The 11,648-nt window shown below is 41.1% G+C and carries 13 protein-coding genes; 6 read left to right on the top strand and 7 right to left on the bottom strand.

Annotated elements, in window-relative coordinates; all coding sequences use genetic code 11:
* Nucleotides 1–12 precede the first annotated feature (12 nt).
* From liaF to liaR, 3 genes are read left to right on the top strand one after another with little or no spacing between them, the layout of a single operon-like run.
* On the top strand, nt 13–777 hold the full coding sequence (gene liaF / locus AKG37_RS07705; RefSeq protein WP_060698268.1) for a cell wall-active antibiotics response protein LiaF: 765 nt from the start codon (nt 13–15) through the stop codon (nt 775–777).
* Complete coding sequence (gene liaS, locus AKG37_RS07700) at nt 774–1,835, top strand: two-component system sensor histidine kinase LiaS (RefSeq protein WP_060698267.1); 1,062 nt, start codon at nt 774–776, stop codon at nt 1,833–1,835. Before liaF ends, liaS begins: the two co-directional genes overlap by 4 nt.
* Entirely contained in the window at nt 1,835–2,470 is a 636-nt protein-coding gene (gene liaR / locus AKG37_RS07695) for a two-component system response regulator LiaR (protein WP_041115722.1), read from the top strand. Before liaS ends, liaR begins: the two co-directional genes overlap by 1 nt.
* 42 nt (nt 2,471–2,512) lie before the next feature.
* Here the strand turns inward: liaR and AKG37_RS07690 are convergent, their stop codons facing one another.
* The 4 genes from AKG37_RS07690 to AKG37_RS07675 are packed head-to-tail and all read right to left on the bottom strand — an operon-like array spanning nt 2,513 to nt 6,542.
* Nucleotides 2,513–2,881, bottom strand: coding sequence for a hypothetical protein (locus tag AKG37_RS07690; protein WP_060698266.1), 369 nt, complete (start codon nt 2,879–2,881; stop codon nt 2,513–2,515).
* 37 nt (nt 2,882–2,918) lie between these two features.
* On the bottom strand, nt 2,919–4,040 hold the full coding sequence (locus tag AKG37_RS07685; RefSeq protein ID WP_060698265.1) for a Ger(x)C family spore germination protein: 1,122 nt from the start codon (nt 4,038–4,040) through the stop codon (nt 2,919–2,921).
* A complete protein-coding gene (locus AKG37_RS07680) occupies nt 4,037–5,131 on the bottom strand; it encodes a GerAB/ArcD/ProY family transporter (protein ID WP_060698264.1) in 1,095 nt (364 codons plus the stop codon). Before AKG37_RS07680 ends, AKG37_RS07685 begins: the two co-directional genes overlap by 4 nt.
* Nucleotides 5,118–6,542: a spore germination protein gene (locus AKG37_RS07675; protein WP_060698263.1), complete on the bottom strand. Its 1,425-nt coding sequence runs from the start codon at nt 6,540–6,542 to the stop codon at nt 5,118–5,120. Before AKG37_RS07675 ends, AKG37_RS07680 begins: the two co-directional genes overlap by 14 nt.
* Before the next feature lie 112 nt (nt 6,543–6,654).
* Between AKG37_RS07675 and AKG37_RS18525 the strand changes: the two genes are divergently transcribed.
* Nucleotides 6,655–6,822: a YvzF family protein gene (locus AKG37_RS18525; protein WP_003213147.1), complete on the top strand. Its 168-nt coding sequence runs from the start codon at nt 6,655–6,657 to the stop codon at nt 6,820–6,822.
* 89 nt (nt 6,823–6,911) lie between these two features.
* A complete protein-coding gene (gene fumC / locus AKG37_RS07670; protein ID WP_060698262.1) occupies nt 6,912–8,306 on the top strand; it encodes a class II fumarate hydratase in 1,395 nt (464 codons plus the stop codon).
* A gap of 67 nt (nt 8,307–8,373) precedes the next feature.
* On the opposite strand, the gene AKG37_RS07665 is transcribed toward fumC, so the two are convergent.
* Entirely contained in the window at nt 8,374–9,252 is an 879-nt protein-coding gene (locus tag AKG37_RS07665) for a TetR/AcrR family transcriptional regulator (RefSeq protein WP_060698261.1), read from the bottom strand.
* A gap of 192 nt (nt 9,253–9,444) precedes the next feature.
* Between AKG37_RS07665 and spxO the strand changes: the two genes are divergently transcribed.
* Entirely contained in the window at nt 9,445–9,609 is a 165-nt protein-coding gene (gene spxO / locus AKG37_RS18995; protein WP_003212782.1) for an anti-adapter protein SpxO, read from the top strand.
* 20 nt (nt 9,610–9,629) lie between these two features.
* On the opposite strand, the gene AKG37_RS07660 is transcribed toward spxO, so the two are convergent.
* Complete coding sequence (locus AKG37_RS07660; RefSeq protein WP_060698260.1) at nt 9,630–10,961, bottom strand: sensor histidine kinase; 1,332 nt, start codon at nt 10,959–10,961, stop codon at nt 9,630–9,632.
* Complete coding sequence (locus AKG37_RS07655) at nt 10,958–11,635, bottom strand: response regulator transcription factor (protein WP_060698259.1); 678 nt, start codon at nt 11,633–11,635, stop codon at nt 10,958–10,960. The genes AKG37_RS07660 and AKG37_RS07655 overlap by 4 nt, the downstream gene beginning before the upstream one ends.
* Nucleotides 11,636–11,648: the final 13 nt, after the last annotated feature.

Below are 11,648 nucleotides of genomic sequence, written 5' to 3'. Positions count from 1 at the left end.
GAGGCGAGTCAACTGCGTTTTTCAAGGAATCAAATTTTAGGCATCCTTGTGGTGATTTTTGGTATTAATTTATTTCTCAAAATTATTGGGATCGGAGCAGATTTGTTTTGGCCTGTGTTTTTTGCGCTGTCAGGTTATTGGCTGCACTCACGATCAAAACGTTGGCTCGGTTCAGTTTCCTATATTTTTGCCGGCTTTCTCTTCTTAAAATTCCTGCTCAATATTACATTTAGTTTAACAGGATATTTATTTGCGGCCTTTTTGATTTATGCCGGCTATCGTTTATTGAAGAATAAACCCGTTTTTGATGTTGATAAAAAGGAAACATCAAAAGAAGGGAAACCTTCACTGAAAGTCAATCTTGAAAAAAAGGGCGATCAGAAGAAAACAAAGAACCAGACAAAGCCGCGCAAAGAGCATGACTTTTTTATCGGTGAAGTCAGGCTGATGAAAAAGCCGTTTCAGTTAAGTGATTTGACGATTTCAGGTTTTATTGGCGATGTCAAAATCGATTTGTCAAAGGCGATCATCGCGGAAGAAGAGAGCACGATCGTGATTAGCGGGCTGATCGGAGATGTGGATATTTACGTCCCGCAGGATATTGAAGTGTGTGTGAGTGCTTCAGCTGCGATTGGTGATATGAAAATCATAGATGAAAAACGAAGCGGATTCGGCAGTAAAGTGTATGTGATGACCAACGATTACGATGAGAGCAAACGAAAAGTGAAAATCTCCATCTCTCTACTGATCGGAGATGTGGATGTGAGATACTTATGAGGAAACTGCATTTAGGTATCCAGTGGCAATCTGTTCGTCTTGCGGTAGGTATCGCGCTCGGCGTTGTGACGATGACGACACTGCCCATGTTTTTTTATTATCAGCTTGATCCAATGATCTTGCTTTCTACCCGCTGGTTCGGTATTCCGTTTTTTTGCATTTTACTGATCATTAGTCTTGCCATTGGCATTTCTGCAGGACGTGTATTTGGCTATCAGCACAAGAAGAGGCTCGACCAGCTTGTAGAGTCGATTTTGAAGTTTGAAAATGGGAACTTTGCATACAGACTGCCGTCTCTTGGCGACGATGAAATTGGCTTAGCCGCCGATCAGTTAAATGAAATGGCGAAACGAGTGGAAGGGCAAGTAGCCTCTCTGCAAAAGCTTTCGAATGAACGAGCTGAATGGCAGGTTCAAATGAAGAAATCGGTCGTTTCAGAAGAGCGCCAGCGGCTGGCACGAGAGCTGCATGATGCCGTCAGCCAGCAGTTATTTGCCATTTCGATGATGACCTCGGCCATTCTGGAAGGCATGAAGGAAAAGGACGAAAAAATTTTAAAGCAAATGCAGCTTGTCGAACGAATGGCTGGCGATGCACAAAATGAGATGCGTGCCCTTCTGCTTCATCTAAGACCGATCACTCTGGAAGGAAAAGACCTGAAGAAAGGCTTAATTGAGCTGCTAAATGAATTCCAAGCAAAGCAGCCGATTGATATTGATTGGGAGATTGAAGATGATGTTCCGTTATCTAAAGGAGTAGAGGACCACCTCTTCCGAATTGTGCAAGAAGCACTGTCAAATGTGTTTAGGCATGCAAAGGCAACAAAGGTGACTGTGCGCCTGCTCATAAGAAACCGGCAAGTGCAGTTGAAGATTATCGATAATGGTATTGGCTTTCAAACAGACCATGTGAAGACGGCCTCCTATGGACTTGAATCGATTCGAGAGAGAACAAGTGAAGTAGGCGGTGTCGCAGAGATTATGTCATTTGAGGGAAAAGGAACACAAATTGATGTGAAGGTTCCTATTTTTGATGAAGGAAAAGGAGAGAACGTTTGATGATTCGAGTGCTTTTAATCGACGATCACGAAATGGTGAGAATGGGGCTTGCGGCCTTTTTAGAAGCGCAGGCTGATATTGAAGTCATTGGTGAAGCGTCAGACGGACAAAAAGGTGTAGAGCTAGCAGTTGAATTAAGGCCAGATGTGATTTTAATGGACCTTGTTATGGAAGGAATGGATGGCATCGAAGCAACGAAAAGAATATGTCAGGAAATTGAAGATGCTCGAATTATCGTTCTGACAAGCTTTATTGATGATGATAAAGTCTATCCAGTGATTGAGGCGGGTGCGTTAAGCTATTTATTAAAAACATCCAAGGCAGGAGAAATTGCTGATGCCATCAGATCGGCAAGTATCGGCGAACCAAGACTTGAATCAAAAGTGGCTGGAAAGGTCATGAACAAACTCCGTCATTCATCAAATGGGTCAATCCTTCATGATTCATTAACGGCAAGAGAAATGGAGATCCTCAAGCTGATTGCGGATGGAAAATCAAATAAGGTTATTGCAGAGGAATTATTTATTACAATTAAAACGGTGAAGACCCATATTACCAACATTCTTTCCAAACTTGATGTAGAAGATCGAACACAAGCGGCTGTGTATGCACACCGTCATAAGCTGATCCAATAAAAAAACAGCTTTCAAGTGAAAGCTGCTAGAACATGCGTAAAATTAGTCCTTCTGTCCTGTAATCGGACGTTCGGATAGTTGATGGAGCTCAGGAACTGGGAAAGCCTCCTGCTCCTTGGCCGATTTTTCTTCCAGGGTTTTCTTCAATTCGGATAATAGCTTTACGCTCTCCGTTGCTGCTGCCGCTTTTTTTTCCTGCAAATTGATGATCTGTGAAAGTCCGACGAGTAATCCGCCTCCAACTAAAAGGAGCGCAGGAGTTTGTCCATAATAAACCACGATCAAAAATGTGCTTGAAAAGCTGTCGGCTTCAATGAAGAAATCTTCTTTTGATTGCATGAACACAACGATTAACAGAAGGAGCCCTAGAATCAAAAATAGAATGCCGGCCGAAAGTAAAGCTCGTTTCATGATTGACACCCTTTTTTTCTTACCATTTTAACATACTCTATAAGGATTGTGTTGCGCCCTTAGTCCCGAAGTCACGGATTTTCACATTTACCTTGTAACGAATGTCTGATTCGCTAAAAATCTCATCCCAATGCTTCGCTTCTTTTCGAAAGTCCTTTGGATACGCAATGCTCGCTTTTTGAGAAAATCCACAAATATCTGCTTTGATCTCATGCTGTAATTCCCCAATGAAATCGTTTACGGTTTTCTTTAATTGACGCTCAACTGCACCCTCAATCTCTTGAAGATACTTTTCATTAAATGCGTTCTCACGCTCATTCCAATCCTCAGACAATCTTCCATCAAGCTTTACTGATACATCAAATTGATATCTTCCGCTGGCTGTTTTCTTCGTTTCAATATTGTGTTTCAGTTTAAATATTTCATAAGAATAGATGCTGTGATCATATTCAAATTCAATGACTCCGCCTTTTCCCTCTCCAGTCAATAGGTTGTATGACTGCACTGCTAACGGAGATATGTCGGTGAGAAATCGTTTGTTTTTAATAATAGAGGCACCGTCGAGTATTAATTTTCCTTGATCCACGCTGACTTTCGGAACAGCAAAAGATACGTTGTTTTGCATAGCAGAAGAAATATCTCCTAATGAAACAGGCTTTAACATACGTATGGTCGATTTTGTATTCCCAGAAATATCATACAATGTAGAAGAAGCAGGCTGCCCATCGTCATTGATTTTCAGCAAGTCTCCAGGCTTCTCAGCGGTCATAAAGACGAGGCTTCCTCTCCGCGTTTCATTGTCACGAATAAATTGATTAATGACCAAGTCGAAATTATTCTCATTGATGAGCTCCTCAGAAAATAAATACACCCTCAGCTGCTGGGCGAAAATACGATGACTTTTGAGAGTCGTTGTTCGGAATATTTGATGCACGGAATCACCGTTAGTTTCAATAATCTTTGTTGGATCTTTCACGCTGGATTCCTGTTCAATTTTTTGAGGAACAAGGACTTGCATAGATATTTTCAGCTTATGACCGTCGTCTCCTTTATCTAGCCCATAACCAATCGCCATGTTGAGCTCCTCAATATTGGTACTATCCCAGCATCCACTTAATAGAGCAAGGGCGAGTAATGCAAAGGCCGCCTTCTTTTTCATGATGCTTTCCGCCTCCTTTTCAAAAACACGATGATAAATAAGAGAAACGGGAGGATACCGAATAAAAGGAAAAATAAATGGTCTACATAGGTTAAATAGTCTCGAACTGTATCAACATCCTTTGGGAAACTGGCGGCAAAGTAGATGACAATTCCCATCAACGCAAGTACGACTTTTTTAGGTAATTTTGTCAGTTTAGATACCCCCATTGCAGCAAAAAACGTATATCCTACAAAGCTCGTATACAGCTGAACGAGCCAAACGATGAGCAAAAAGGATTCAATTCGTTCAATAAAAATCCCCTGTATATCAAACGATTGAAATAAGGCTATCGTCGGCCAAGTCAAAGTCGCTGTTTCTTTTATCGTGAACGCACCAACGACAAGAATATAAGTGAAAATATAGATGATCGCAGGAACCAAAAAGCCGACTGTGCCATAAGCAAAGGTGTGCTTTTGCGTTTTCATGTAAGCAGGCATAAACAGCATCATTTCAATGCCTACAAACGAAATGGCTGATGCGTTCAAGGATTTTAAGACAGGAGAGAATCCCTCTCCTAAAACAGGCCTTAGGTTATCTAACTTAAATTCTTGCACACTGAGTCCGTATGCAATAAATAAGATAATCAAGGTGACAATGAGAAAAAAGGGACACAGTCTGGCAAAATCACCAATTCCGCCAACTACGAGATAAAAACCAACCAAAATAAAGCTGATCATTGTCACCGCTACAGGTGTGTTTTGAAGCAGAAAAAACCTCACCATTTCCGACATAGCCCGTACTTCATAGCTGGCGACACCAAGAAAATAAATAATAATCAACAAATTCGCAAGGGCACCAATCCACTTTCCAAGCCCCTCGTTTGTATAATCGTAGTAAGAGGAGAAGGGGACTTTTTTCATCATAAGGACATTCACAAAAATAAACACAATGTAAATGACACTCATGAGTAAGAGCGCAATCCAGCCGTCAGGTGTTGCTGCAGCCTGAGCCATTGATCTTGGCAGAACCATCATACTTGCACCTAATGTTGTATTGGCAATTATGGCACTTGCCTGATAGCTTGTAATCGACTCTTTATGATTGACCATGTCGTTCTCCTTTCTTTTGATTTTTCAAAGGCAATCGAATGATGGAATTGTCTTCGTTTTTATAGCTGAACACAAAATCTGGTGAGAAATAAGGCGTACCAAAACTTTTTTGCCGTGTTAAATGAGTAAGGAGAACGAGCATGAACAGCACAATTCCATATAAACCAAAGGCAGCTGCTGTAAACATGGACACAAAGCGGAGCACTCGGAACGACATCCCCATCCCATATTGCGGGACAGTGAATGATGCAAGGGCCATTACACTGACGATAATCACCATGATTGAGCTTACAATATGAGCCTGAACGGCCGCCTGTCCAATGACGACTCCACCCACAAGTCCAATCGTTTGTCCAAGCGGATTTGGCAGCCTTAAGCCGGCTTCCCGCAGCAGCTCAATGGTTATTTCCATGATGAGTGCCTCCACAATAGGCGGAAAAGGGACATTTTCTCTAGTACTTGAAATCGAAATAGCCAGATTTGTTGGTAGAAGCCCTTGATGGAACGACACAAGTGCAATATAAATGGCTGATAAAAATAATGTCAGAAAGATAGAGGTAAACCGCAGCATACGAATGAGAGAGGCGGCGATCCATCTTTCATAATAATCATCAGGTGATTGCATAATCGTCGCGAGGGAAGCCGGCACTATTAACACAAAAGGTGAATGATCGACAAAAATAGCGACACGACCATTATTTAAAGCAGACGCCACTTTATCGGGGCGTTCTGTGTTTTGAATTTGTGGAAAAGGAGAATATACATTGTCTTCAATCAGTTCCTCAAGGACACCAGAGTCTTGTATATCATCAATAGTGATTTGCTTAAGCCGTTTTTTGACTTCTTTTAAAACAGACGATTGAGCCATACCGTCAATGTACATGATGGTCACTTGGGTGTATTTCTTTTGTCCGATCTTCATGTCGACCGTTTTGAGGTCGGGGTTTTTCAAACGCTGTCTTACAAGAGCTAAGTTCGTATCTAAATCTTCAATAAAACCAATTTTAGGTCCTCTTACAACTGTTTCAGAGGTAGCATCCCCTATACTTCGTTTCTTTGTTCCGTGCGTTTCTAATATATACGCATGCTGAAATCCGTTAATCAGTACCACGCAATGCCCGTCAAAAATCGCATCGACCAATTCTTCAGAGGTCTTCACCGAACGAGTGGTCATCATCGATAAATTGGATTCCAGCTTCTCTTTCGTGAGAGATGTATGATCTTGGAGGAGCAGCTTTAAAAAGGTTTGAATCTCCATCGTTTCGTTCATTTCTTTTATGTATAAATAGTAAACAACCTGTCCGTGTGGCAGCGTTTTTTTATCATGGACCAAATCGTCCATTTCCTTTAATTGCGGGAGAATGACGGAGAGATTATCGTATAAGTGTTCTTTTAATGGTGTCTGATTCATTAGGATCACCCGCCTCAAATCTTTTTCTTAGCATTACCTGCTTGAAAAAACAATATTCTGTGTTACATTATTTTGTGGTAAAAGAAAGAATGAGGGTTTTGGAGGAAACAAGATGGCACAGATTCGTTTAGCAGGAACAAAAGAGGAGATCGACCGTATTCTACAGTCGTTTGACAAGCATTATGAGGTGACGTATACGTCAAAGGATTACGGAAAAACGAACCCAAAATACAAATATTCGAAGGATGTTCGGGTTTATATTGAACTAAAATTAAAATAAAGATAAAATTTTACTTGAAAACGCTTAAAGGATTTTCGTTTTTTGTATAGAATAGAGTTGAGTGATGAGAAGCTATGGAGGGATACATAATGACGGAATTTAGAATCGAAAAAGATACAATGGGCGAAATCAAGGTGCCGAAGGACAAGTTCTGGGGTGCACAAACACAACGAAGCAAAGAAAATTTCAAAATCGGTTCTGAGAAAATGCCAAAGGAAGTTGTGAATGCGTTTGCAATTTTGAAACGTAGCACAGCGATTGCCAACGAACGTCTTGGCAACCTTGAAAGCGAAAAAGCTGAAGCCATTGCTGCTGTATGTGATGACATCATCAGCGGAAAGTATGACGAGCATTTCCCGCTTGTAGTTTGGCAGACAGGCAGTGGAACACAAAGTAACATGAATATGAACGAAGTCGTTGCAAATAGAGCAACTGCTTACTTGAAAGATAAAAATAGTGAGATCAGCATTCATCCGAATGATGACGTCAACCGCAGCCAAAGCTCAAATGATACATTCCCAACTGCTATGCACGTGGCAGCTGTTTTAGCTGTGTACAAAAAATTACTTCCTGCTATTGACCAGTTAAGAGCGACTCTTGATGAGAAAGCGAAAGCCTATCAAGAGATTGTGAAAATCGGCCGTACGCATTTGCAAGACGCAACACCGCTGACTGTGGGTCAAGAGATTAGCGGCTGGGTGTACATGCTAGATCGTTCAAAAGAAATGATTCTAGAATCAACTGAAAAAATGAGAGAGCTTGCGATTGGCGGAACGGCTGTTGGTACAGGAATTAACGCACATCCTGATTTCGGTCAATATGTTGCTGAGGAAATCAGTAAGCTGACAGGTCAAGCATTCAATTCATCACCAAACAAATTCCATGCGCTGACAAGCCATGATGAAATTACGTATGCACACGGTGCTCTAAAAGCACTTGCAGCTGATTTAATGAAAATTGCCAATGATGTCAGATGGCTTGCAAGTGGTCCACGCTGCGGAATTGGTGAATTGATTATTCCTGAAAATGAGCCAGGCAGCTCCATTATGCCAGGAAAAGTGAACCCAACCCAAAGTGAAGCATTAACAATGATCGCAGCACAAATCATGGGGAATGATGCAACAATCGGTTTTGCCGCCAGCCAAGGAAACTTTGAGCTGAACGTATTTAAGCCGGTCATCATTTATAACTTCCTGCAATCCGTTGAATTACTTGCTGACGGCATGAACTCATTCCATGACAAGTGTGCAGTAGGAATCGAACCAAACCTAGAAACAATTGAGAAAAACTTGAACAATTCACTGATGCTTGTGACGGCACTTAACCCGCACATCGGCTATGAAAATGCAGCGAAAATTGCGAAGCTTGCTCACAAAGAAGGATTAACATTAAAAGAAGCAGCACTTCAATTAGAGCTGTTAACTGAAGAGCAGTTCGAGCAGTTTGTGAAACCAGAAGAAATGGTGACACCGAAAGCAAAATAAGAAACCAGGGGCGGCTGCCCCTGGTTTTTGTCATTGAATGATGAAAACCCAAGAGATGCTCTGGGTTTTACAAATGATCCTCTTTCATAATGCGCAAAAGAGATTCAGCGTTGATTTGAAGCGGTGCATATAATTTCAATTGGTACAGCATGCCTTTCACGATGACTTGTCTTGGCTTTTGTTTGTTTAATTCATTTTCTAGGATGCCAAGCGCTTCAAATAACTCAGGCTCGTCTTTCACTTCAAAGCGTGTTTCAGCAAGATCTCTTAGTTCCTTTAAAAGTGATTCTGTGAGCGGATCAAATGGCCGTTCATAAATCGGACCAAACCAGTCGCTCGCTTGATCTACAGATATGAGGGGAAGATCATTTCGCTTCATCATACCTCCCATCAAATCATCAATACGGTGAATCATGGTAGTGGCAAGCTCCTCAGCCTCTAACTGAAAATCATATAAAATCGCAAGCTCGAAATAAACATGGCTCATGCCCTCAATCGTTAAACATAAATCAGCCATATATGGAATAGCAGCGTCTCCATACACTTGTTTAATGTTATCGATGTGAAGCTGGATGGTCGCTAGCCTAATTTGTTTTGCAAGCTGCTGCGTTTCTTCAGTCAATGGAAGCGCTCGATCGCTCAGCTGCATTTTGATAAAATCCTTTTGCTGTAAAATATTATCGTAATAAACAGTGAGCTGTTTACGGTAGGCTTCTTTTGGTGTGCCACCCTCTGTTTGAACCTCATGAATCCGGGTAAATACCTTATCGTAATAGTAATGAAGAATTGAAATGAGCAGTGCTTCCTTTGATTTGAAATAAAGATAAAAAGCACCCTTTGACATGTGGCATTCATCCGCAATTTCCTGAACAGATGTTGTATTGTAGCCTTTGCTGGCAAATAATTTCATACCAGCCTCAATGATCATTTTTTCTTTCTTTTTCAATATGAATGTCATCCTTTCTTACCGAGAGACAAATGTCTTAGGAAACGTGCACAAAGAGATGTGACTTATCGGTCATAAACGACGAAAGTTTTCAAAAATTAATCAGATTGTAACTTGTTTTTTACAGTGTAATTCTTTATATTATAAAGTAAGGTGACCAACTGGTCAAAAAATGTGAAAGGATGATGTTCCATGAGAGAAATCGATGATATGATTAGACGCTTGCGAACAAAAGGGATTCAAGTAGAAAAAGTCAAAATGCCAAAAGAGACAACTATTGAAAAGAAATGGATGTATCAAGCTGGCAAGAAAATCAAAGCCACATACCGTGATTTCAATGGGTATTCATTCATCTAAAAAAGACTGCGGTCAAAAACCTACAGTCTCTTCTTTGGAACGATGATTGTATAACGTACACCTAGATCATCATTTTCAATAGATATGGACGCTTTGTGCATGGAAAGAATTCTTTTGACAATGCTTAATCCAATACCGAATTCGCCCTTTTTTCCCTTACTAAAAGGTTCGTATAGGCTGGATAGCATATGTTCTTCAATTGGAGGACCGTCATTACGAATGACAATGCGGATTTGATCCTCTTCCTGTTTCATCTGAATATCAATGTTACTTTTTGCGTAGCGAAGTTGATTTTCTAGTACATTCTCAAATAATTTGCTCCATTGTTCTGGATCGCCTTCAAGAGCAGCCTCATCATCTAAGTCCACGTTCCACTGCAATTCATTTTTCGACCACCGTATTCGGTCGACCACTTCCAGCATCGTATTACTGAGTAGGAAGGAAGAATGTGCGGGATGTTGTTTTGATAAATAATCAAGTTTTGTTAAGTACAGCAGATCCTTGATTTTCTTCTCAAGCTTTTCCGCTTCACCTTCGATAACTTCTACCGTTTGTTCAAGATCTCCCTTAGGAAAAATACCATCTTTAATGGACTGTGTATAGCCGCGGATGACCATGACAGGTGTTTTTAAGTCATGTGAAATATTCTGCAAAAGTGTCCGTTCTGTTTCATCCTTTTGAATCAATTTTTGTCTCATTTCTTCAATGGTATGACCGAGCTTGCCAATCTCATCTTGCCGGTCAACGATGACAGGATCGTCCCAGTCCTCTTGTGCAATCCGCTTCACGTGCTTTTCAAACGCAACGATAGGCCGGGATAAGTAGCGGGCAAGCCAAATCGATGGAATCCAGCTTAGTAAAATAACAGTGCCTAAGATGAAGATCAGCTGTTTAAACAGCGTAAAGGACAGGTCGTCTCGATAAGAATCTGGTGCATAGGACAGAAGAATATATTGTGTATTACCTGTTGGTACTTTTTTGATGACAAAAAAGATATGCTGCCCATTCACCTCTTCAGAATAGCGTTTCGTTGCGGTTTTTTGTTTTTTCACAAAGGATTGGATTTTCTCAATAAAAGCATGCGGGAAAAACTGCGCCATTTGGTTTAACTCATCTGAAGGAATCAGAATGTGCTGCACCGAGCGGTTTTCCGGTGTCGATTTTGGCGAGCCGTCTCGGTTCAATGGATATTCTGTGAGCACTTGCTGTTCATTTTCGATATTTTTATAAATTTCATCTGTGAAGAAATTACGTAATGTGTTGGAAAAAAGAATGATCAGGACAATTGAGATGGTGAGCAAAATGCCAGAGATGACAACCCAAATTTGAAAAGCGAGCGGTTTGTTCTTCATCCTTTTAGCATCCTATAGCCAAATCCATAGATGGTCTCGACCTTTAAGTCGGGCATTTTTTTGCGCAGCCGTCTGACGAGGTCATCTACCACACGATCTGTCCCGAAGTAATCGTGTCCCCAAATCTTGACGAGTATATCTTCACGAGAAAAAGCATGTCCTTGGTGATGTGTAAATAAAAGCAGCAAGTCAAATTCCTTCGAAGTTAAGTTAATCAGTTTGTCCCTTTCGTACACCTCTCTTACGTTCTCATGAATAACATAAGAAGAAACAGGTGTGACACTTTGCTGCTGCGGGGTGTCGCTATTTTTATACACAAGCTCAAGCAGCTTTTGCACCCGAATGATCAGCTCGCGCGGAAGAAATGGCTTCGCAATATAATCACTGCTTCCCAGCTCTAAGCCAAGGACACGGTCGATATCTGCATCACGTGCAGAAATAAAAATGACCGGTACGTCAGGTGATGCGGCTTTGATTTCTTTAATGAGGGTGTAGCCGTCTGTATCTGGCAGCATGATATCTAAAATCCATAGATGCGGCGGCTTGTTCATTGCCTCGCGTGCCGCTGCTCCGGTTAAAAAAGAGGAGACATTCCAATTCTCACTCTCTAAATATTTGGTTAAAAGTTCATTTAAGTTTTGTTCATCTTCAACTAAATAAATGGTGTACGACAAAGTCTTCCACATC

Source organism: Bacillus australimaris (assembly GCF_001307105.1).
Classification (GTDB): Bacteria; Bacillota; Bacilli; order Bacillales; family Bacillaceae; genus Bacillus; species Bacillus australimaris.
The sequence above is the reverse complement of the archived record's forward strand: the minus strand, read 5'-3'. Positions and strand labels throughout refer to the sequence as shown.

Coding starts and splice junctions, on each gene's coding strand:
- liaS (WP_060698267.1), top strand. CDS start 774: ATGAGGAAACTGCATTTAGGTATCCAGTGGCAATCTGTTCGTCTTGCG.
- liaR (WP_041115722.1), top strand. CDS start 1,835: ATGATTCGAGTGCTTTTAATCGACGATCACGAAATGGTGAGAATGGGG.
- AKG37_RS07690 (WP_060698266.1), bottom strand. CDS start 2,881: ATGAAACGAGCTTTACTTTCGGCCGGCATTCTATTTTTGATTCTAGGG.
- AKG37_RS07685 (WP_060698265.1), bottom strand. CDS start 4,040: ATGAAAAAGAAGGCGGCCTTTGCATTACTCGCCCTTGCTCTATTAAGT.
- AKG37_RS07680 (WP_060698264.1), bottom strand. CDS start 5,131: ATGGTCAATCATAAAGAGTCGATTACAAGCTATCAGGCAAGTGCCATA.
- AKG37_RS07675 (WP_060698263.1), bottom strand. CDS start 6,542: ATGAATCAGACACCATTAAAAGAACACTTATACGATAATCTCTCCGTC.
- AKG37_RS18525 (WP_003213147.1), top strand. CDS start 6,655: ATGGCACAGATTCGTTTAGCAGGAACAAAAGAGGAGATCGACCGTATT.
- fumC (WP_060698262.1), top strand. CDS start 6,912: ATGACGGAATTTAGAATCGAAAAAGATACAATGGGCGAAATCAAGGTG.
- spxO (WP_003212782.1), top strand. CDS start 9,445: ATGAGAGAAATCGATGATATGATTAGACGCTTGCGAACAAAAGGGATT.
- AKG37_RS07660 (WP_060698260.1), bottom strand. CDS start 10,961: ATGAAGAACAAACCGCTCGCTTTTCAAATTTGGGTTGTCATCTCTGGC.